The sequence below is a fragment of the Kumtagia ephedrae genome, from assembly GCF_003012745.1.
Lineage (GTDB): Bacteria > Pseudomonadota > Alphaproteobacteria > Rhizobiales > Rhizobiaceae > Kumtagia > Kumtagia ephedrae.
Window position 1 is genome coordinate 163012 of sequence record NZ_PXYK01000005.1, and the last position, 20647, is coordinate 183658.

General features: G+C 67.4%; 26 protein-coding genes. 11 read left to right on the top strand and 15 right to left on the bottom strand.

All coding sequences use genetic code 11. The features are described from left to right. Position 1: 1 nt before the first annotated feature. The 5 genes from C7I84_RS06890 to C7I84_RS06910 all read left to right on the top strand — a co-directional run bounded on the left by C7I84_RS06890 (position 2) and on the right by C7I84_RS06910 (position 2400). The gene (locus tag C7I84_RS06890) at positions 2–391 is read left to right on the top strand and encodes a hypothetical protein (protein ID WP_106771419.1); all 390 of its coding nucleotides are present in this window, start codon (positions 2–4) and stop codon (positions 389–391) included. A 56-nt stretch (positions 392–447) separates the two neighbouring features. Continuing rightward, positions 448–1002, top strand: coding sequence for a rod-binding protein (locus C7I84_RS06895; RefSeq protein WP_106771420.1), 555 nt, complete (start codon positions 448–450; stop codon positions 1000–1002). Positions 1003–1020: 18 nt separating this feature from the next. Then, positions 1021–1428 (top strand): hypothetical protein, encoded by a 408-nt coding sequence (locus C7I84_RS06900; protein WP_106771421.1) that lies wholly within the window; start codon positions 1021–1023, stop codon positions 1426–1428. Then, entirely contained in the window at positions 1425–1979 is a 555-nt protein-coding gene (locus tag C7I84_RS06905; RefSeq protein ID WP_245428336.1) for a hypothetical protein, read from the top strand. The genes C7I84_RS06900 and C7I84_RS06905 overlap by 4 nt, the downstream gene beginning before the upstream one ends. Positions 1980–2118: 139 nt before the next feature. Beyond that, positions 2119–2400: an SCP2 sterol-binding domain-containing protein gene (locus C7I84_RS06910; RefSeq protein WP_106771422.1), complete on the top strand. Its 282-nt coding sequence runs from the start codon at positions 2119–2121 to the stop codon at positions 2398–2400. 52 nt (positions 2401–2452) lie between these two features. On the opposite strand, the gene C7I84_RS06915 is transcribed toward C7I84_RS06910, so the two are convergent. Further along, positions 2453–3139 carry a GNAT family N-acetyltransferase gene (locus C7I84_RS06915; protein WP_165816008.1) on the bottom strand — a complete coding sequence of 229 codons (687 nt, stop codon included), beginning with the start codon at positions 3137–3139 and terminating at the stop codon, positions 2453–2455. Positions 3140–3241: 102 nt separating this feature from the next. Beyond that, positions 3242–4375, bottom strand: coding sequence for an ornithine/lysine decarboxylase (gene odc2, locus C7I84_RS06920; protein WP_106771423.1), 1134 nt, complete (start codon positions 4373–4375; stop codon positions 3242–3244). A 543-nt stretch (positions 4376–4918) separates the two neighbouring features. On the opposite strand from odc2, the gene C7I84_RS06925 reads away from it, so the two are divergent. The 4 genes from C7I84_RS06925 (at position 4919) to C7I84_RS06940 (ending at position 9217) form a co-directional block, all read left to right on the top strand. After that, positions 4919–6112: an amidase gene (locus C7I84_RS06925; RefSeq protein ID WP_106771424.1), complete on the top strand. Its 1194-nt coding sequence runs from the start codon at positions 4919–4921 to the stop codon at positions 6110–6112. Positions 6113–6293: 181 nt separating this feature from the next. Then, a complete protein-coding gene (locus C7I84_RS06930) occupies positions 6294–7193 on the top strand; it encodes a LysR family transcriptional regulator (protein ID WP_106771425.1) in 900 nt (299 codons plus the stop codon). A 115-nt stretch (positions 7194–7308) separates the two neighbouring features. Continuing rightward, a complete protein-coding gene (locus tag C7I84_RS06935) occupies positions 7309–7974 on the top strand; it encodes a DUF1007 family protein (RefSeq protein ID WP_106771426.1) in 666 nt (221 codons plus the stop codon). Between the two features lie 115 nt (positions 7975–8089). After that, a complete protein-coding gene (locus C7I84_RS06940) occupies positions 8090–9217 on the top strand; it encodes a nickel/cobalt transporter (RefSeq protein ID WP_106771427.1) in 1128 nt (375 codons plus the stop codon). Between the two features lie 121 nt (positions 9218–9338). Here C7I84_RS06940 and C7I84_RS06945 read toward each other — a convergent pair whose 3' ends face one another. The 6 genes from C7I84_RS06945 to C7I84_RS06970 all read right to left on the bottom strand — a co-directional run bounded on the left by C7I84_RS06945 (position 9339) and on the right by C7I84_RS06970 (position 13556). Beyond that, a complete protein-coding gene (locus C7I84_RS06945) occupies positions 9339–10166 on the bottom strand; it encodes a hypothetical protein (protein ID WP_106771536.1) in 828 nt (275 codons plus the stop codon). A 192-nt stretch (positions 10167–10358) separates the two neighbouring features. Next, a complete protein-coding gene (locus C7I84_RS06950; protein WP_106771428.1) occupies positions 10359–10565 on the bottom strand; it encodes a hypothetical protein in 207 nt (68 codons plus the stop codon). Next, positions 10562–11320 (bottom strand): SDR family oxidoreductase, encoded by a 759-nt coding sequence (locus C7I84_RS06955; RefSeq protein ID WP_106771429.1) that lies wholly within the window; start codon positions 11318–11320, stop codon positions 10562–10564. The genes C7I84_RS06950 and C7I84_RS06955 overlap by 4 nt, the downstream gene beginning before the upstream one ends. 196 nt (positions 11321–11516) lie before the next feature. Further along, the gene (locus C7I84_RS06960) at positions 11517–11822 is read right to left on the bottom strand and encodes a hypothetical protein (RefSeq protein WP_106771430.1); all 306 of its coding nucleotides are present in this window, start codon (positions 11820–11822) and stop codon (positions 11517–11519) included. 104 nt (positions 11823–11926) lie between these two features. Further along, positions 11927–12868: a cation diffusion facilitator family transporter gene (locus tag C7I84_RS06965; protein WP_106771431.1), complete on the bottom strand. Its 942-nt coding sequence runs from the start codon at positions 12866–12868 to the stop codon at positions 11927–11929. Between the two features lie 4 nt (positions 12869–12872). Continuing rightward, positions 12873–13556, bottom strand: coding sequence for a GNAT family N-acetyltransferase (locus tag C7I84_RS06970; RefSeq protein WP_106771432.1), 684 nt, complete (start codon positions 13554–13556; stop codon positions 12873–12875). Between the two features lie 84 nt (positions 13557–13640). Between C7I84_RS06970 and C7I84_RS06975 the strand changes: the two genes are divergently transcribed. After that, a complete protein-coding gene (locus tag C7I84_RS06975) occupies positions 13641–14840 on the top strand; it encodes a pyridoxal phosphate-dependent aminotransferase (RefSeq protein ID WP_106771433.1) in 1200 nt (399 codons plus the stop codon). Between the two features lie 15 nt (positions 14841–14855). Here the strand turns inward: C7I84_RS06975 and C7I84_RS06980 are convergent, their stop codons facing one another. The 6 genes from C7I84_RS06980 to C7I84_RS07005 form a co-directional block, all read right to left on the bottom strand. After that, complete coding sequence (locus C7I84_RS06980; protein ID WP_106771434.1) at positions 14856–15419, bottom strand: type II toxin-antitoxin system VapC family toxin; 564 nt, start codon at positions 15417–15419, stop codon at positions 14856–14858. Then, entirely contained in the window at positions 15420–15701 is a 282-nt protein-coding gene (locus C7I84_RS06985; protein WP_245428337.1) for a hypothetical protein, read from the bottom strand. A gap of 110 nt (positions 15702–15811) precedes the next feature. Continuing rightward, positions 15812–16696 (bottom strand): bifunctional helix-turn-helix transcriptional regulator/GNAT family N-acetyltransferase, encoded by an 885-nt coding sequence (locus C7I84_RS06990; RefSeq protein WP_106771435.1) that lies wholly within the window; start codon positions 16694–16696, stop codon positions 15812–15814. Between the two features lie 65 nt (positions 16697–16761). Continuing rightward, entirely contained in the window at positions 16762–17517 is a 756-nt protein-coding gene (locus C7I84_RS06995; protein WP_106771436.1) for an SDR family oxidoreductase, read from the bottom strand. A gap of 189 nt (positions 17518–17706) precedes the next feature. Next, a complete protein-coding gene (locus C7I84_RS07000) occupies positions 17707–18555 on the bottom strand; it encodes a hypothetical protein (RefSeq protein ID WP_133170068.1) in 849 nt (282 codons plus the stop codon). Between the two features lie 16 nt (positions 18556–18571). Continuing rightward, complete coding sequence (locus C7I84_RS07005) at positions 18572–19000, bottom strand: ABA4-like family protein (RefSeq protein WP_106771438.1); 429 nt, start codon at positions 18998–19000, stop codon at positions 18572–18574. A gap of 143 nt (positions 19001–19143) precedes the next feature. Between C7I84_RS07005 and C7I84_RS07010 the strand changes: the two genes are divergently transcribed. After that, the gene (locus tag C7I84_RS07010; RefSeq protein ID WP_165816010.1) at positions 19144–19812 is read left to right on the top strand and encodes a TetR/AcrR family transcriptional regulator; all 669 of its coding nucleotides are present in this window, start codon (positions 19144–19146) and stop codon (positions 19810–19812) included. Here C7I84_RS07010 and C7I84_RS07015 read toward each other — a convergent pair. Further along, on the bottom strand, positions 19796–20563 hold the full coding sequence (locus C7I84_RS07015) for a tellurite resistance TerB family protein (RefSeq protein ID WP_106771440.1): 768 nt from the start codon (positions 20561–20563) through the stop codon (positions 19796–19798). The genes C7I84_RS07010 and C7I84_RS07015 overlap by 17 nt on opposite strands. Positions 20564–20647 lie beyond the last annotated feature (84 nt).

Sequence of the window (20647 nt, forward strand, 5' to 3'; positions counted from 1 at the left end):
CATGACCAGCCGCCGGGAAAGGCTGCGCAAGCTGGTGGTGGTGCAGGAGCAGTTGAAGTCGCTGCACGAGACGCGCCATGCCGGCTATGTCGTCGCCGCCGCCGCCGCCAGCGCCGACGCGCAGGAACTCGCCGCCCGCTTCGGCGCGGAAGGCTCGCTCGCCGGCCTCTTCCCGGAGATCTACAACCGGCGCATCTCGACGGCGCTGGGCAAGGCACAGGCGAATCTCAGGCTGGCCGAGACCGAGGCGCAGCGCATCGCCACCGCCACCGCCCGCACCAACATGGTCGAGCGCGCCTGGCGCGACGCGGCGCGACTGGACGAGCGCGCGAACACCGAGCGCGAATTGCTGGAACTGCTGGGCCGCAAGACCGGCGACGACGCCAAGTAAGGCTCCCACAAGCTTTCGCGTCCACAGTGGGCACAGACAACCGGAGAAGCCTGCCCTTGGCGATTTCCCCACCGAGCGACATCGTGCTCGACGTTGCCCGCGCGGTCGAGCCGGCGGGTCTCGAAGCCGCGCGCACGGCGCTGGCGCAGCGGACCGGCGCGGCGGCGCCGGCCGGCGTGGACGCCGCGTTCTCGCTGGCGGAAGCGTCCGGCACGGCGCGGCGCGGCGAGCCGGTGGCGCAGGCCGATGCCTTCAAGCGCTTCGAGGCCGTCGTGCTGAAGACCTTCATCCAGACCATGCTGCCCAAGGACGCCGAGCAGGTGTACGGCAAGGGCCTTGCCGGCGACATGTGGAAGTCGTTGATGGCCGAGAAGATGGCCGACGCCGTGACCGAGCGCGGCGGCATCGGCATCGCCTCGCGGCTGCTGGCCGACCACTATGTCGAGAACGAGAAGCGGCTGCCGCTCGGTCCCGTCTCGCACGGGCCGGAACAATCGGAAAGCGACCGCCAGTCGGCGCTTTCGACTGCGCTCGTCCATGACCTGCAGCGCAAGGCGGCGCAGTCGCTGACCGGCAGCCGCGACGACGCGCCCGGCAGCAGCCAATCGTAAGCGTACGGAAATCGACCCATGAGCAATCACCCCTCGCCCGCCCTGCGCACCGGCGCCAACGATGCCGGCTCGCCCGGCCGCCCGGCCAGCCTGGCCACCATCATCGCGCGCATCGAAGAGGCGGTGGATGCCGAGACCGCAGGGCTCCGGAGCGACCGCGATTTCGACCTGGCCTCCTCCAATGCGCGCAAGAGCCGCCATCTCTATGAACTCACCCGCGCCATGAAGGGCGTCGGCGAAGCCGAGGCTCTCGCCGAGCATCGCGACGGCCTGACACGCCTGCGCGACAAGCTCGCGCGCAACGAGGCGACGATCCGGGCGCATCTCAGCGCCGTCAACGAAGTTGCCACGCTGATGCGCGACGTCATCCGCAAAGCCGAGGCCGACGGCACCTATTCGGCCAGCGAATTCGGATACGGCACGTGATCAAATTCGTCCTCGCCGCGGCCTGGATCTGCCTGGCGACGCTCGGCGCGGTCTTCTACGCGTTTCAGGCCGCCGGCGCGAAGTCCGCCGATGCGGCCTCCCGCCCGGCCTCGATCATGGGCGGGCTCGACTACGTCAAGACGGAGGTGATCTCCGTACCGCTGGTCCGCGACTCGGTCGTGCACGGCTACTTCCTCGCGCGCCTGGTCTATACGGTCGAGCCGGCGGAACTGCGCAAGCTGGTGGTGCCCGCCGAGGCGCTCATCACCGACGCCGTCTATTCCTACATCTACTCCAGTCCCCTCCTCGACCTGCGGAAGCAGAAGACGCTCGATCTCGAGGCTTTCCGCGCCGGCATCCGCGACGGGATCAACAAGCGCGTCGGACAGAACCTCGTTCAAGATGTGTTGATCGAGCAGGTCGACTATCTCACCAAGGACGAGATCCGCGCCAACGCGGCGAAGCGGCGAAAGCCGGGCGGCGACAAGATCGTCACCTTCGGAAAGCGCGAGGAGACCGGCGCGCCGGACGAGGCCGCTTCCGCCGATTGACCCGGCGGCAGACGGACTGGCAGTTGACCGGCGTCATGCCGATGACGTAACCGTCAGCCAGTTTGACAGCCATGCGCCGAACCACGGCGGCTGCCCTGGGCAGGCATGGCCGGCCGATCGCGACAACCAGGAGGACGGAATGGGCGTTCAGCAAATCGTGGAACAGTTGCGGCCGCGGGTCGAAAGCTCGGATTTCGGCAAGTCCGTGAAGTTCGACACCGGAGGCGACGGGGTCATCGTCATCGACGGCACGACGATCTCGACCGCCGACGCCCCGACCGACTGCACGATCTCGCTGACGCTCGACGATCTGGAGGCGCTGCTCTCCGGCGACCTCAGCCCGACCATGGCTTTCATGACCGGGCGCATCAAGGTCCAGGGCGACATGTCGGTCGCCATGGCGCTGAGTCAGTTGCTTTGAGGCAGTAGGCAATCGGCAGTAGGCAGTAGGCACCCAATCCTACTGCCTACTCTCACGCCGCCCGCGGCAGACGCGTGGCGGCGTTGGCTTTCCGGCCGGCCGGGCGCAGCACGCCGCCGGCGCCGTCGAGCGCGCCGGGCACGAGCTCAAGCGCCAGCAGGCGGTGCTTCTCATAGGGTCCCGGCATCGCCAGCGATCCCGTCTTCTCCGCCGAGAAGCCGAAGCGGCCGTAATAGAGCGCGTCGCCGACGAGCAGGACCGCCTTGTGGCCGAGCCGCTTCGCCTCGGCGATGGCGTTCCGCATCAGAGCCGATCCGATGCCGGCGGCTTTCATCGACGGATCGACGGCCAGCGGGCCGAGCAACAGCACCCCCTCCCCCCTCGAGGGGGAGGTGCCGCCGAAGGCGGCGGCGGGGGTTGCCGCGGCAGCGCTCGGCGCCCCGGCGGTGCCTTCCGAGATTGCCCCCTCTGGCCGCTTCGCGACCATCTCCCCCTCGAGGGGGGAGATTCCCAGCGCCACATCCCACAGCCGCACCGTGCCGACGATGCGACCTCTCTCGTCCTTGGCCACCAACGCCAGGCCTTGCGACGGTCTGCGGCCGCGGCGCAGCTTCTCCGACGACTTGCGCCTGCGGCCCGGCCCCATGGCGCGGTCGAGCAGCGCTTCGCGTGCCAAGGCGTCGACGGCCTGCTCGGCGACGATCGTGTAGTTCAGAATATCGGTATCGACGGCGTTCATTTCGAAAAATCCTTCACAAGCGGAGGTCTGTTCCACAAGCGAACCCGTCGCCGGCGAGATGGCGCCGGCGATCGGGAAGTGATCTGAGGGGCTGTGAGCCCGTCAGATCACGTAGGATCGGAGAGGCTCGAAGCCGTTGAAGGCGACCGCCGAATAGGTGGTCGTGTAGGCGCCGGTGCCCTCGATCAGCACGTCGTCGCCGATGGTCAGCGACAGCGGCAGCGGGTACGGCGTCTTCTCGTAGAGCACGTCGGCCGAATCGCAGGTCGGGCCGGCGAGGACGCACGGAGACTTCTCATCCTCGTCCCGCGCGGTCACGATCGGGTAGCGGATCGCCTCGTCCATCGTCTCGGCCAGCCCGCCGAACTTGCCGATGTCGAGATAGACCCAGCGCACATTGTCGTTGTCGGCCTTCTTCGAGATCAGCACGACTTCCGACTTGATGACGCCGGCATTGCCGACCATGCCGCGGCCCGGCTCGATGATGGTCTCCGGGATGCGGTTGCCGAAATGCTTGCGCAGCGCCGCGAAGATCGCCTGGCCATAGGCCTGCGCCACCGGCACGTCCTTGAGATAGCGGGTCGGGAAGCCGCCGCCCATGTTGACCATCCTGAGCATGATGCCTTCCTCGGCGAGCGTCTCGAAGACGCGCTTGGCGTCGCCCAGCGCGCGGTCCCACGCCGTCAGGTCGCACTGCTGCGAACCGACATGGAAGGACACGCCATAGGCGTCGAGCCCGAGCTTCCTCGCATGGCGCAGCACGTCGACCGCCATCGCCGGCACGCAGCCGAACTTGCGCGACAGCGGCCATTCGGCGCCCTCGCCGTCGGTGAGCACGCGGCAAAACACGCGGCTGCCGGGAGCGGCGCGCGCGACCTTCTCCACCTCCTCGACGCAGTCCACCGCGAACAGGCGGATGCCGAGCTCATAGGCGCGAAGAATGTCGCGCTCCTTCTTGATGGTGTTGCCGAAGGAGATGCGGTCGGCGGGCGCGCCCGCGTCCATGGCCATCTCGACTTCGGCAACGGACGCGGTGTCGAAGGACGAGCCCATCGCGGCAAGCAGGCGCAGGATCTCCGGCGCCGGGTTTGCCTTCACCGCGTAGTAGATCCTGGAATCAGGCAGCGCCTTCTCGAAGGCGCGGAAATTGTCGCGCACGACGTCGAGGTCGACGACGAGGCAAGGCCCGTTCGGACGTCGGGTCGCGAGGAAATCGAGGATGCGCTGCGTGGCCATCGGATCTCTCCAGTCGCGCGGGTGCTGTCCCGCGCTTCATTGCAAGGTGCGGACCGCCCTCTGGGCGTTCATCCGCGGTGGACAAAGGGGCGAGACGTCTTCTCGTGGCGCCAGCCGGTGGAGACCCCGGAACCACGAAAACGCGTCACGCGCGTCGGCTTGCTGAGACCTTGCGGTCCGCGCTCGCTTTGTCTGCCTTGGCTTGGATGGGAGACCCGTCCGCACTGCCGGCAATGAAGGTGTGCCTCTTCAGTAATTGTCGGCGTTGGACTGCCGACAGAGACCAGAAAGGCCCGCACCGTCGTTGCTTCAAGACGTCCTCGGATCGGCGGTTGGCCGCTGAACCGACCGGGCTCGTTACTTCCCGGGTACCGTCCCGACATCTCGCCATTCCGAGGGTCGGGGGACGCCCACAGGCACGTGCGACTTTGGGCAAGCGCGATATAGGAATCTTGGCTGTCACAATCAACGAAAAAATGCATCCCGCTTGCAAATAACGGCGCATCGAACAATGCTGGGCGAACCAGCCTGATTTGGTGAACGATGGCCGTCGCTGCCGATACGTTTCATGCCTTCGTGGAGAGGACGCGACCTCTAGCTCCCGCTGCGGAATCCGGCACGCTGGCGGGCCTGCGGCTGGCGGTTAAGGACATATTCGACGTCGCCGGCCATCGCACCGGCTGCGGCAACCCGCAGAAGCTGGCGCAAGCGCTGGTTGCCGACCGCCATGCGTCCTGCGTGCAGGCGCTGGTCGATTCGGGTGCGCGTCTCGTCGGCAAGACCGTCACCGACGAACTCGCCTTCTCGCTGTTCGGCCAGAACGTGCACTTTCCGCTGCCGATCAATCCGGCGGCGCCCGACCGCTACACCGGCGGCTCCTCCTGCGGATCGGCCGCCGCGGTGGCCGGCGGGCTGGCCGACATCGCGCTCGGCTCCGACACCGGCGGCTCGGTGCGCGCGCCCGCGAGCTTCTGCGGCCTGATCGGGCTGAGGACCACGCATGGCCGCATCGCGATCGACGGCACCATGCCGCTCGCGCCGTCCTTCGACACTGTCGGCTGGTTCGCCGCCGACATCGAGATCTACGAGGCGGTCGGCAAGATTCTTCTGGGCCGCGACGGCTATCGCGCTCCGCTGTCGCGCGTCGTCACGCTGGCTCCCCTGGAGACCTGGCTCGCCGGGCCGCCGGAGGCGGCAGAGTACGGACGCATGAAGCAGCGTGTCGGGCTGCATGTCGAAAAGCTGAGCGCCCTGCCCTTCTCCGCATCGCCGGATGAACTCTATTCCTGCTTCCGCAATCTGCAGGCCTACGAGGCCTGGCAGGCGCACGGCGCCTGGATCACCGCGCATGAGAATACGCTGGGCGCCGGAACGCGCGAACGGTTCCGCTATGGCGAGACGATCGGCGAAGCCACCGTCCAGGCGGAGCGCGAGCGCAGGCAGACGTTCCGCGCCGAGATGGAGGCGCTGCTTGCCGACGGCAGGGTGCTGGTGCTGCCGACGGTGCCCGGCGCCGCGCCCTTCAAGAACGCGACGCCGGAGGAGTTGCAGGCCTATCGCGAGCGGGCGCTGCACCTGCTCTGCCTCGCCGGGCTGGCCGGCCTGCCGCAGATCACGCTGCCGCTGGGACGCATCCACGGCGCGCCGTTCGGCCTGTCGATTGTCGGCCCCAGGGACAGCGACATCGGGCTGATCCGGCTGGGGCGGAAGATTCTTGCGGGGATGAGAGCAGAGTGATGTCACCGACCAACGAGCACGCCCCCTCCACCACGCTGCGCGTGGTCCCCCTCCCCCGTTTACGGGGAGGATCAAGGCCGTGCCGGCCTCGCCGCCAGTTCCTCCCCTGCGAAGCGGGGGAGGGGGACCACGCGCAGCGTGGTGGAGGGGGCCGTGCATTCCTTCACTTGGGTACGCCTGAATGGATACGCTGACCCGCATGCGCGCCTTCCTCGACGTGGTCGAGGCCGAAGGCTTTTCCGCCGCGGCGCGCAAGATCGGCCGTTCGAAAGCGCTGCTGTCGAAATATGTGCGCGAGCTGGAGGACGAGCTCGGCGCGCTGCTGCTCAACCGCACCACCCGCCAGTTCTCGCTGACCGAGGCCGGTCACACCTATTACAAGCGCGCCTCCGAGATCGTGCGCGAGATCGACAGCCTTGCCGACGCCGTGCGCGAATCCTCGGGCGACGTGCGCGGCCGCATAAAGCTGTCGGCGCCGCGCACCTTCGCCGATGCGCCGATCGGCCAATCGCTGATCGACTTCGCCAAGGCGCATCCGGAGATCGTGCTGGAGATCCAGCTCGACGACCGCTTCGTCGACCTGGTCGAGGAGGGGTTCGACCTCGCCATCCGCATCACCCGGCTGGAAAGCTCCTCGCTGATCGCCCGCCGGCTGTCGCCCTTCTCGATAAGGCTCTGCGCCTCGCCCGAGGTGATCGAGAAATACGGGATGCCGGAGCGGCCGCAGGATCTGGCGAGCCGCCCCTGCGTCATCGACACCAACGGCCGCTGGCTGTCGAACTGGCCCTTCGTCGGCGAGAGCGGCGAGACCTTCACGGTCTCGGTCACCGGCCGCATCGAGGTCAACAGCCCGGCGGCGGCGTGCGCCGCCGCCGTCTCCGGCCTCGGCTGGGCCGTGCTGCCCGACTTCATCGCCGAGCCCGACATCGCGGCGGGCCGGCTGATCTCGGTGCTCGACGACCGCATCCCGCGCGGCGGCGGCATCTTCGCCGTCTACCCGCACCGCCGCTATCTGCCGGCGAAGGTGCGCGTGTTCGTCGATTTCCTGGTGCAGTGGTTCAGGAAGAACGGGGCGGCTTGAGCCGGGCCGCGAGCGTGCCGCAGCGCATCCCTGCGTCAATCTCACCCTACATCCGGTCCCATTTTCGCCCCGATTCTGGTAATCCTCGGGGATCGCAAATCAGCCCGGATCGAGGATGAGACTTTTCCGCCAATTCGCAAGGCTAACGGCCGCGGCTGCGTTCCTCGCCGCCTCGAGCGCGCCGGCGCTGGTGCATCCGCACGTCTTCGCCGAAGCGCGGCTGGACGTGGTGGTCAATCCCGACCGTACGGTCAAGTCGCTGCGCCATCTCTGGCGCTTCGACGACCTGTTCTCCTCGACCGTGCTGATGGAGTTCGACAAGAACGGCGACCTCCAGCTAGACGACGCCGAGTTGCAGGACGTCGCCGACACGGTCTATTCCTCGCTCGCCGAGTACAAATATTTCCAGATCGTCACCCTCGACGGCAAGGATGTCGAGATGCAGCCGCCGCCGAAGCTGATCGCCAGCTTCGAGGGCGAGCAGCTCATCATCCTGTTCGAATCCACGCCGAAACAGCCGCTCACGCTCGCCGGCAAGGTGGATTTCGGCGTCTATGACCCGACCTTCTACACGGCGATCGACTTCACCGAGGACGACAACATGTCGGTGGTGGCGCTGCCGGCCGACTGCAAGCGCAGCGTCATCCGCCCCGACCCGGACGAGGCGATCGCCCAGAACCAGTCGACGCTGACCGATGCCTTCTTCAACGATCCGACCGGCACGGACATGAGCAAGATCTTCGCCACCAAGCTGGAACTCACCTGCCAGGCGAGCGGCTGAGCATGATCATCCCGAGGAGTCGCAGGCTTTTCGGACGAGGATCATGCGACGGAACAAAGAGATAGAGCGGGACGCCGATCCATCGTGATGGCATCCCGCTCCAGCAGGAGCGGACATGAAGAAATGGACCGTCAGGGTGGTCTTCGCCCTTCTCGCCTTCACCTATGTGGCGACGCATTTCCTCGGCCATGCCCACGCGCAGAGCTCGCTGGGTATCGGCACCAACGAGGCGATGGTGCCCTCGACCGGCATGTTCGCAGGCCTGATGAACTGGATCAACGTCCAGCAGCAGGGATTTTACCGGGCGCTGACCGGCGCGCTGAAGGCGATGCGCCAGGACGGCGGCCAGCTCTGGATCCTGGTCGGCCTGTCCTTCGCCTACGGCGTCTTCCATGCCGCCGGCCCCGGCCATGGCAAGGCGGTGATCTCCTCCTACATGCTGGCCAACGAGGTGGCATTGCGGCGCGGCGTCATGCTGTCCTTCGTCTCGGCCTTCCTGCAGGCCCTGACGGCGATCGTGCTGATGACGATGGTGTTCCTGGTGCTGCGCGGCACCGCCATCTCGATGACCAACGCCACCTGGTTCCTGGAGGTCGCAAGCTACGCGCTGATCACGCTGTTCGGCGCCTGGCTCTTGTGGAAGAAGGCCGGTCCGCGGCTCGCCGGCCTGTTCGGCCACAACCCCGCCTACAGCCTGTCGGCCGCGCACGCGCATCATCACGGCCACGCCCACGCCGCCCATGACCACCACCACGATCATGCCCACCACCACGATCATGCCCACGCCCATCACGATCATGGGCACCATCATCGCGACCATGGCGCCCATGCGCATCATCACGGCCATTCGCACGGGCCGGGGGAGGTCTGCGACACCTGCGGCCACGCGCATGCGCCCGATCCGGCGATGATCTCCGGCGACCGCTTCGACTGGCGCACCGCCTGGTCGGCGGTCGCGGCCGTCGGCCTGCGGCCCTGCACCGGCGCGCTGATCGTGCTGTCCTTCGCCTTCCTCAACGGCCTGTGGATGGGCGGCATGCTCTCGGTGCTCGCCATGGCGGTCGGCACGGCGATCACCGTCTCCCTCCTGGCCACGCTGGCGGTGACGGCGAAGAACTGGGCGGTGGCGTTCGCCGGCGACGGCCGCGTCGGCAACCGCGTCCATGCCACGATCGAGATCGCCGGCGCCGCGCTGGTGTTCCTGCTCGGCCTGGCGCTGCTCGGTGCCAGCCTCAACGCATAAGGTCCGACCAGCGCACCCTCGATGGGCGGCGGCATTCGCCGACAACACGGATCGTCGCCACGCTGCGCAAAATCCGCGGGGCTGTCAATTCTTTCGCTCGTCGCGTCCGGCGAAGACCCCGTCACGACGTGTCGGGGCGTTGCAGCGCCTCGAAGGCAAGTCCGTGCAGGACATCCAGCACCTTGTGGACCTCATGAACGGGTTTTCTGCGCCGCCAGCCCGGCGGCAGGCCGGGCTTCAGCGGCGAGTGGCGGCCGAACCGGCGTGGCTCGCCGGTTTCCCGCTCGCGCGCGAAGGCGGCGTCGCGCCGGGCCTTCCAGCGGGCGAAGCGTCTTGCCTGGCCGGGAAGATCGTCGAGCGCGAAAACCAGCGCTGCAAGTCGCGCATCCAGCCGCCTCGCGTCGATCGGGTCTTTCGGCGACCAGGCGGGGATGCGGAACGGCTCGCTGTAACCGGGAACGCAGATGCGCGGCACGCCGCAGGTCTGCGGCCCGTAGCGACGATGGCTCCAGGGCCGCAGCGCGTCGAGCAGTGGCAAGGAGGCGCGGCGGGCGCGGGTTTTCGGCCGCGCCGGCATGCGGACCGGGCCGGCCCCGGGCCGATATTTCGGCTGCGGTTTCTGCCGGGGCGGCGGCAGGACGACCACCAGCCCGCGCGCGGCCACGACGATGAGGCGCCGCACCGCCGCTTCTGCGGGACGCAGAAGCCGCAGGATGGCGCGGTGGAGGCGGCGTGGCAGGAAGAGCGCGGGGGCAAGTGCCGGCGTGAGCGCCGGGGACAGTTTACTTTTTTCGGCCCGCGAAAACCTTGAAGCGGCTGTGCCCTTCTGCCGAAAGAAAGTAAACTGTCCCCTGAGTTCCTCGAGTTCCAGGCCTGCCATGGCGACGAGCATGGCGAGGATACGCTTCAGCGCCTCGCGATTCCTCTCGATTGCCGCATCCCAGTCCACCACCGCCTCCTTTCCAGCACAGGCGGCGAGATTATCGCTCGGGCCGGGAGGGGCGGGGATAGAATGAGGGAAAATAATCCTGACGGATGCTGACAAGGAGCGACGGTAGCGCAGGGGGATCACATGTGAGTCTATCCCCCATCTCTCAGGGGATTCCGGGAGCAGCGGCTGCGTGCCGCCCGTCCAACCTTCCTACTCGTCCCGGCGCTGCCTGCGGCCGCGCAGCCAGAACACCAGGAAGAAGGCGGCGACGAACAGGATGCCGAACAGGGCGGCGGCCAGCGTCGAATAGTCGCCGAGCGCCAGCATGACGGTCGGCAGGTAGAAGGCGCCGAGGCCGAAGGCCAGCATGATGACGAAGGCGGCCAGCGCCGCGTTGCGCGTCTCGGGGTCCATCAGAGCGAGAAGCCGCCGTCCACCTTCATCACCGTGCCGGTGGTGAAGGCGGCTTCGTCGGAGGCGAGATAGACGACGATCGGCGCGATCTCGGCGGCGTCGGCGACGCGACCCATCGGCTGCCGCTGCACAAACATCTCCAACGCCTTCTCCTTGCTGCCCCAGCTCTTGCCCAATTCCTCGACGCGTCCCTCCCAGGAGGGCGAGCGGAAGGTGCCGGGCGCGATCGCATTGCAGCGTATACCCTGCCGGATGAAATCCGCCGCCACCGATTTGGTGAGGCCGATCACCGCAGCCTTGCTGGCGCCGTAGGCGTAGCGGTTGGGGATGCCGCGCACCGAGGAGGCGCCGGACGCGATGTTGACGATCGACGACGTCCCGCCGCTCGCCCTGGCGCGCTCCAGCATGCCCGGCAGGAACGCCCTGATGGTGCGATGCATGGATTTCACGTTGAGGTCGAAGGAAAAATCCCAGTCCTTCTCGCTGGTGTCGAGCACCGTGCCGTGATGCACATAGCCGGCGACGTTGACCAGGATGTCGACGGGTCCGACCTTGGCGGCATAAGCCTCGACCGCCTTGGTCGACAGCACATCCAGCTTCGCCTTCTTCGCCTTCGCGAGACCGTCCAGCTTGTCGCGGGCGACGTCGGAGGCATGGACGGTCGCCCCTTCGGCGAGGAACGCCTCGGCGATGGCTCGGCCGATGCCCTGCCCCGCCGCGGTCACCACCGCGATCTTGCCTTTCAGCCGTCCGCCCATTTGTCGTCCTCGAACTGGACCCGGAACATTACCCCGAGACGTCGCGAGTTCTCGGAGATCGTTAAGGTTGAACAAAGGATCAGGCTATGAACCGCACCGCGCCGGTCGACATCCAGCAACCTGTCCGAGCAGGACGGTCGGCGCACTCACCGGGTCCGGTCACATCACCGGTTCGCGCGGAATCCCGCCGAAAACGTCACCTTCTGATGCGACGCACGTCGACGACACGACCATTGTGCGCACTCACGGCGATTTCGAACCGGTTGCCGCCACGCCAAGCGCGATAGATCAAAAACCGCCCGCGGCAATCCACCCGACGAATGTCGCGGAAGCCGCGATTGCGCAGGATTCGCTCGCCTCCCCTGCAAGTGACAGCACGGCCTCTATTGAGGCTGGTGCCAATAGTGATGTCGATCGTGACCGCATGAGCGGGTGTTGGAAGCGTTACCGGCGCGACAAGGCTCAGCGCCAGAGCCAGGCACGCGAACAGGGGCCGATGCATGAAATTCCTCCACGATGCGTTTGCGCAAGATCATGTGGGCAAGGGTTGGTTGTCAAGGAAAGGGGAGCAGGTTTCCCGCGGAACCGGCTGCCGGAGGCGACGCGTCAGTGCCCGTGTCTCGGCGGCTGGTCGGCGCAGGCGCCGAATTCCGGCTCGACCGTGGCATGGTCGATTCCATGCACCGTCGCAAGCCGCGACTTGATCGCGCTCACCGCGGCATGCGGATCGGTACCGTCAAGCAGGCAGGCGTGCAGCGTCGCCATGGTCTTCTCGCCGTCGAGCGACCACACATGCATGTGGTGGACCTCCCGCACGCCCTCGACATGCGCCGACAGGTCGCCGGCGATGCCGTCGCGGTCGAGGTTTTCCGGAACGCCTTCGAGCAGGACATGCGCGGCCTGGCGCATCAGCGACCAGGCGGTCGACAGGATGAGCACGGCCACCAGAACCGACAGGATCGGATCGATCGGCGTCCAGCCCGTCGCCAGGATCACAAGTGCGGCGGCGATGGCCGCGACCGAGCCGAGCAGGTCGCCCAGCACATGCAGGATGGCGCCGCGCATGTTGAGGCTCTCGCGGTTGCCGCCGCGCAGGATGAGGAAGCCGGCGATGTTGACGGCCAGCCCCGCCAGCGCCACCACCAGCATCGGGCCGCCGAGCACCGGCCCCGGATCGAAGAAGCGCACCACCGCCTCGTAGACGATCCACAGCGCGATGGCGAAGATGGTGACGCCGTTGGTGTAGGCGACCAGCGTCTTGACCCGGCCGAGCCCGTAGGTGTGGCGCGCCGTCGCCGGCCGGTCGGCGAGGTGGAAGGCATACCAGGCCAGCCACAGCGCGATCGAATCGGTGAGCATGTGGCCGGCATCCGCCAGCAGCGCCAGCGAGCCGGTGACCAGGCCGCCGATCGCCTCCGCCACCATAAAGCCGCCGGTGAGCAGCGCCGCGATCAGCACGCGCGTCTTGTCGGCGCCGCGCAGGTCGTGGGAATGGTCGTGATGCCCGGCCGCCCCCTGGTGATCGTGGTGCGGATGGGCATGGCTCATGGTTTCAGGCTCCCGCGGCCCGCAACTCCTCGAGCCGTTTCTTCTGATTGCCGGCCCGGTCGAAATTCGCCGGGTCGAGCCAGGCCTCGTAGGCACGCTTCAGCGCCGGCCATTCCGTGTCGATGATCGAATACCACGCCGTGTCGCGGTTTTCACCCTTCACCACCAGATGCTGGCGGAACAGGCCCTCGAACCGGAAGCCGAACCGTTCGGCGGCCCGCTTCGACGGTTCGTTGCGGTTGTTGCATTTCCATTCGTAGCGCCGGTAGCCGAGCTCGTCGAATATGTAGCGCAGGAACAGGAACTGCGCCTCCGTCGCCGCCGGCTTGCGCGAGACCAGCGGCCCCCAATAGATGTTGCCGATCTCGATCACGCCGTTGGCCGGGTCGATGCGCATCAGCGTCTGCCGCCCGGCGATTTTTCCGCTCGCCTTGTCGATCACCGCGAAGAACAGCGGGTCCTCGCTTGCCGCGGCCTTGTCCAGCCAGGGCTGGAAAGCCGGACGATCGGCGGGCGGAAGGTCGGGCAGCCAGCGGAAGCGGCCGTCGGCATCGGCGACGGAGGAAGCCTCGAAAAGACCGTCGCCGTGGCGGGCGGCATCGAGCGGCTCCAGCCTGACATAGCGGCCTTCGAGCACAATGCGCCCGGGGCGCGGGCGGGCGGTCCAGTTTTTCAGGTCGTCGGACACCGCAGCGCTCCATTTCCTTTGACTTTGCTCGCCCGACCATCTCAAAAGCGGAAAAAGCCTCACAGCACCAGATGGGATACGGGAATGCTCCAAACGATTGCCGCCTTCGACCGCATCGGCGAGGAAAACGCCTTCGCCGTGCTCGCCCGCGCCACCGCACTCGCCGCCGAGGGCAAGGACATCATCAATCTCGGCATCGGCCAGCCCGACTTCCGCACGCCGGATCACATCGTCGAGGCGGCGATCAAGGCGCTGCGCGACGGCCATCACGGCTACACGCCGGCGACCGGGCTGCTGGCGACGCGCGAGGCGGTGGCGCGGCGCACCTTGACGACCACCGGCGTCGAGGTCTCGCCGGACACCATCATGATCCTGCCGGGCGGCAAGCCGACCATGTATGCGGCGATCGTCATGTTCGGCGAGCCGGGCGCGGAGATCCTCTATCCCGATCCCGGCTTCCCCATCTACCGCTCGATGATCGAGTTCACCGGGGCGACGCCGGTGCCGGTGCCGATCCGCGAGGAGAACGGTTTTGCCTTCTCGGCCGAGGAGACGCTGGCGCTGATCACGCCGAGGACGCGGCTCCTGATCCTCAACTCGCCGGCCAACCCGACCGGCGGCGTCACGCCGCGCGCCGAGATCGAGAAGCTGGTCAAGGGGCTGGAGAAGCACCCCGACGTCGCCATCCTTTCCGACGAGATCTACGACGTCATGACCTATGACGGCGAAAGCCACTGCTCGCTGCTGGAGTTCCCGGAGATTCGCGAGCGCCTGATCGTGCTCAACGGCTGGTCGAAGACCTGGGCGATGACCGGCTGGCGGCTCGGCTGGTCGATCTGGCCGAACAGCGAGCAAGGCGGGCGGCTCTACGACAAGGTGCGCAAGCTGGCGGTCAACTGCTGGTCCTGCGTCAACGCGCCGGCGCAGCATGCCGGCATCGCCGCGATCGACGGCCCGCAGGACGCGGTGGACGCGATGATGAAGGCCTTCGACCGGCGCAGGAAGCTGGTCGTCGAGGGGCTGAACAAACTGCCCGGCGTCTCCTGCATCACGCCCAAGGGCGCCTTCTACGCCTTCCCCAATATCTCCGAGACCGGCTGGAAGGCGAAGAAGCTCGCCTCGGCGCTGCTGGAGGAGACCGGCGTAGCGCTGATCGGCGGCCCGGATTTCGGCATCCTCGGCGAGGGCTACATCCGGTTGTCCTACGCCAATTCGGAAGAGAACATCTTGCGGGCGCTGGAGCGGGTGGAGAAGTTCCTCGGGCAAAACCCGCGGGCCTCGTAAGCCGCCCTCTTCCGATCAGAGGGGCCGATAGAAGATGGCCCTGCCGGCAGGGAGCATCTGAAGCAGAAGATCGAAGTCGCCGACATTCGCGGTGAGCACGGTCAGACCAAGCTTCTGCGCTTGCACGAACAGAACGCAATCGTGCAGGGCGCGGTATCGATCGTCGGCTGCATAACCCTGGAGCCGGCACAGAATTCCAGAGAGCATTGCGCCCTTTGCGAGCATGTCCGTATCGGGAGCAAAGACCCGGTGCGGCGGCATCGCCCTGATCAGGCCGCCTATCCGGTCGATGGCCACCTTGCTTCCCGGATGCCGGGGATCGAGAGCGCCGATAGAGTGCATGAGTTCCTGAACGGCGACCGCGGAATGATTGACGATACGCAGGTCGAGCAGGTCCGCAACGGCGTCGGGAGTTCGCCCCTGCAAGCCATCGATATAGACGCAGGTATCGAGAAGCAGTGCCTGGCCCGCGCTGGCGTTGTCGAGAAAAGGCAATTCATCGCCGGATTGGCGGGAAAGAGTCTTGCGGGGCGCGAAGCGCGCCCACCGCAGGGTTGCGTCGAAATCGAAGTCGGGCAATCAGAAGCCGAGCTTCAGGGCCGGGTCCACCGTGCCGCGAGCATTTCTGAAGGTTTTTGCAAACTCGTCGTCGAGCGCGACATTGGCCAGCGCGAACTCGATCAGGTCAGTGTCGGCCTCGATGCCGGTCCGCTGCTTGGCCCGTTCGATCAAGGCGGGGCTGATACGGCCGCTGAGCCGCGCGCTCTTTTCGCCCAGCAGCCCGGATTTCTCGGCCGCCTGCATCACCGCCCGGAGCCGGGGCTGTCCGCTCTCGCTGGATTGCTTGGCCACCTTTGGCATGGCTGCCGCCTTGTTGAACGATCTTCGATTTCGTCAGACATAGCACAAAGCGCGACGATCATCCATCCAGGGGATTGCGTCGCGTCCGTCGGCCCCGGAGTGCGCGACCCCTACAGCCGCTTCTCGAACCAGTGATGGGCGTAGGGATTGTCGTTGTAGCGCCCGATCTCGCGATAGCCGAGCTTTCGGTAGAGCGCGTGCGCCTCCGTCAGCGTGCGGTTGGTGTCGAGCCGCAGGGTCTTGAAGCCGGCGTCCCGGGCGATGGCCTCCAGCCTGTCCATGATCCCGGTCGCCACGCCCTTGCCCCGCACGGCGGGGCCGCACCAGACGCGCTTGATCTCGCCGACCTCGTCGGTGAGGCGCTTCAGCGCGCCGCAGCCGACCGCCTCGCCGTCGAGCCGCGCCAGCACGAGGTAGCCGTGCGGCGGCACCATGTCGGCGGTGTCGAAGCTGCCGCCGGCCTCAGCGTCGAAGCCGGTGTCGAAGCGCCGCGCCAGCTCGGCATAATAGCTGTCGAGGCAGCGGCGCGCGTCGGCGCTGTCCGGAGCCTCGAGGGCGACCTCGACGGCCGGCGGGCGCATCAGGCGCTCCACCTCCGCCATCGCGGCGACGAGGCGCCGGCGCTCGGGCTCGCCCAGAGGATTCAGGATCGAAACGGCGAGGTCGTCGGACAGCGCGTCGTAAGCCCGGAATTCGGCGCGGCCCTTCTCGGTCAGGTGCACCTCGCGCGCCCGGCCGTCGTCCGCCTTGCGGCGGACCTCGACCAGCCCCTGCCCTTCGAGCGCCCGCAGCAGCCGGCTGAGATAGCCGGAATCGAGGCCGAGGCGTTCGCGCAGGACGCGGATATCGGCTCCGTCCGTGCTGCCCGCTTCGAAGATCAGCCGCGCCTCGCCGAGCGGCCGGCCGCGCGCGAGGTAGCTGTCGTCGAGCGCGCCGACGCGCTGCGTCACCGTGCGGTTGAAGCTGCGCACCTGTTCGATAAGCTTTTCATCCATTGCCTGACTTTAGTCAGATAATTCACGGGCCGCAAGTGGGGCGATGGGACGAAGGTCCCGACATGCTATCCCCGCCCGACGAACGGCATCTTGGTCGCCATCACCGTCATGAACAGCACATTGGCGTCGAGCGGCAGGCTGGCCATGTGCAGCACCGCGTCGGCGACGCGCTGCACGTCCATCACCGCCTCGGCGGCGATGGTGCCGTTGGCCTGCGGCACGCCGACCGTCATCGCCTGCGCCATCTCGGTCAGCGCGTTGCCGATGTCGATCTGGCCGCAGGCGATGTCGAAGGGCCGGCCGTCCAGCGCCAGCGTCCTGGTGAGGCCGGTGATGGCGTGCTTGGTGGCAGTGTAGGGCACCGAGCCCGGCCGCGGCGCGTAGGCGGAAACGGAGCCGTTGTTGATGATGCGGCCGCCCATCGGCGACTGCCGCCGCATGACGCCGAAGGCGGCGCGGGCGCACAGGAACGAACCGGTCAGGTTCACGCCGACGATGTCGTTCCACACCGAGACCGGGATCTCGTCGATCGGCGTCGACTTGTAGCTCGACCCGGCATTGTTGAAGAGCAGGTCGACGCGGCCGAAGGTGTCGACCGCCGTCCTGAACAGCGCATCCACCTGATCTTCCCTGGTGACGTCGCAGGAGACGGCAAGCGCGCGCGCCTCCGTCTGTCCGGCCGCGGCCACGGCCTCGTCGAGCACCGCCTGTCTGCGGCCGCAGAACACCGTGTTCCAGCCCTTCCCGAGCAGCGTGGTGGCGACGGCCCTGCCCACGCCGGTGCCGGCACCGGTGACGATTGCTGTCTTTCGGTTCTGCATGATCTGTCCTCCTGTCGGAGGTGGCATTGCAGATCGTTGGCGGGGAGGCAAGCCGGTCGACAAAAAGGGCGGCCATTGGCGACCGCCCGATCTGAACCGCTTGGGAGGAGGAGGAGAGCGGATCCGACTGCTAAAATGATGCGCTTCAAGGGTTAACGAAAAGTTAACGCGGGCCGCCGCGCCCAGCCCCTAACCGATCCACGGCAGGAAAGGCCGGCCGGCAAGCGCCTCGGCGAAAACCCAGATGACGAAGCCGGCATAGATCGTGGCGAAGATCCGGACCGGCAGGCGGTTCGCACTTCCGAAAAAGGCCGCCGACACAAGGCCGAAGGCGGGGATGAAATGCAGGGCATGGGTGGCGAAGAAATGCGCGACCCTCAGGTCGCCGCCGTCGCGCGCCCAGCCCATCAGCGGCAACCCTCCGGCATCCGTCCCTGCCCCGCCGACGGCATGCGTAGCGAGAGACGACATCGTACCGGCGGTCGCAAGCGTGAGCGGCAGCACGAGACCGAGGCCGATCACGACGGAACTCTTCAGCGCCGGCGCGAGCCCGGTCGCGGGATTGCGGGCGATCAGCCACGCATAGACGGCCGTCGGCGTGGTGAGCAGGATCGCGCCGAGCCCCATGGCCGAGTAGATCACGATGCCGGTGGGAGTCCGGTTGAAATGGGAGGCCGTTCCCAGCATCGCCGCTCCGCCGATCCAGACCATCTCGGCGACGATCGCCGCGATCACCGCGAGGCGATAGGCGCGGTACCAGCGCCGGCCGGTCGTGCCCGTCGGCAACCAGCGCGCGAAAAGAGCGAGCGTGAGCAGATAGACGATCAGCGCCAGCTCGAACTTCAGCGGCTTGATCCAGACATTGATGCCGAGGAAGGTTCGCGCCTCGATCCCCGCGGCGAATGCCAGCGGCGTCGCCGCGAACAGCAACGCGACGGCACAGCCGAAGAAGCCCGGCTCGGCGGTGCGCAGCGATTGCAGCACTCGGCCTGGCCGGAAAACGGGAGCGGCTCTTTCGGCGGCGGCAAGAGCGGTCATGGATTTTCTCGCGTGTTCAGGCGACCGCGGCGCGACCTTTGCGCGCTCCGCGTATCGCGGTGAAGGTCAAGAGCCCGGCAGGGCCGAACAGGAAGGTGAGGCCGAGGCAAGGCAGCACGAGCAGGAACGGAACCTCCTCGCGCCGCGCCATCCGCACGATCCAGGCGCCGACGAACAGGTCGAAGGCGAGATAGTGGATCCAGCCGGCCAGCAGCAGCTGCCGGGACTCGAACAGACGCGCGACGTTATCGAGGCTGTCGAAACCGCCCTCGCCTTGCGTCCAAAAGGCGAGGATCAGTCCGGTATAAGCGACCGACAGCAGGAGCGGGACGGCGAGCCCCGACACCCGGTCGGCAACGGCCGGAAAGAACGGACTGCCAAGCAGAACGGCCCAGCCGGACAGGGCCGTCATGTTGGCGATCTGGAACAAGGCGTCGGGCGACATGGCTGGTTTCCGGCTCATAAACTTGACACTGGAAAGATGAAGGATGGCAAACGATCTTTACGCCGTCAAGTTAATTTTTACGCCGTCAAGATTGAGGCCGAGGCAAGCCGATGCTAAGGGGCAGTTCGAAGCAGGATGGGCACATGGCGGACAGGAGGGGGCGGCGGCCCCGCTATCACCACGGCGATCTTCGCGAGGCGCTGCTGGCGGCGGCCGAGCAAGAACTGGTGGACAAGGGCATCGAGGGTTTCACCCTGCGCGGCGCGGCGAAACGGGCCGGCGTCTCGCACGCGGCCCCGGCGCATCATTTCCGCGACACCCGCGATCTTCTGACGGCGCTGGCGGCGGTCGCGGCCAACCGTTTCTACCGCAGCATGAAGGATCGGCAGGAGAACGCCGAAAAGACCCCGCGGGCGCAGTTCGTCGCCCTGGGCCTCGGCTATGTGGAGTTCGCGCTCGCCAGCCCCGCTCTGTTCGGCCTGATGTTCGGCTCGAAACGGCCCGACTACGCCGCCGCCGAATTGTCCAAGCCGGCGTCGGACGCCTTCCGGCTCCTGGTGGACGACATCGCGGCGCTGCGCGACGAGGACCCCCTGGCGACGCCGGACGGCCGCGCCGACATCGCCGCCGCATGGGCGCTGGTCCATGGGCTGGCCGAGCTGTTGATCGCCGGCCGCCTGGGCTTCCTCAAGCAGGATCTGGAGGGCGACCTCGAATGCGCGATCCTGAGGGTGATCAACCACATCGTGCCCGGGGGGACGGCGGCGCCGGCCGCGCCGCCGGATAGTTCGCAGCCTACCAGCGCGGGTTGACGTTCGGATTCGGGGCGGAAGCGGTCTGGGCCTCCCCGACCGGCACGGTCTGCGGCGCCTTGGCGGCGGACACCGTCGCCTCGACATGGTCGACGAGCGCGTCGGGCAGGCCGAGCCGCCCGGCGAGCAGGTCGAGATAGCCGCGCTCGGCGCGCGAGTCCGGCTCGATCGCCAGCCGCGAGGCCGTATAAAGTTCGACCTTCTGCTCCTCGGTCCTGGCCGCGGCGGTCAACGTGTCCAGATCGAGCGGCGCGTCCAGCTCGGCCATCAGGAATTGTTCGGCTTCGGTATCGATACCGGCCAGGCGCAGCTTGCCGGCGATCTTGCCGCGCTCCTCGTCATCGACATGGCCGTCGGCCTTGGCGGCGGCGATCATGGCGCGGATCAGCGTCAGCGCGAACTCGGCGTCGCCCTGCGGCGCGTTGGCCGGGTGGAAGCCGGTGTCGGACGGCGGCGGCAGCAGCTCGGGCTGCGACTGCGGCGTCTCCGCCGGCTGCTTGCCGGCCTGGTAGTTCTTGTAGGCCTGGTAGGCGAGCCCGCCGATCGCCGCGAGACCGCCGATCGTCGCCGCCTTGCCGGTCACCGACCGGCCGGTCTTGGTGCCGAGCAGCACAGCGACCAGCGCGCCGGCGGCCAGCGGATTGTCCTTGGCCATCTGCGCCGCCTTGCCGGCGCCGTCGCGCACCGAAGTCTTGGTACCCGGCACCTGCGAGCCAAGCAGGTCGTCGAGCAGCTTCTTGGGATCGAACATGAAGGCCTCCGCTTCGCTGGTCCCGCCGTGCGGGACGTTCCCGTCCGCCAGACTTAGGCAGCCGCCGGCGACAATGCAATGACG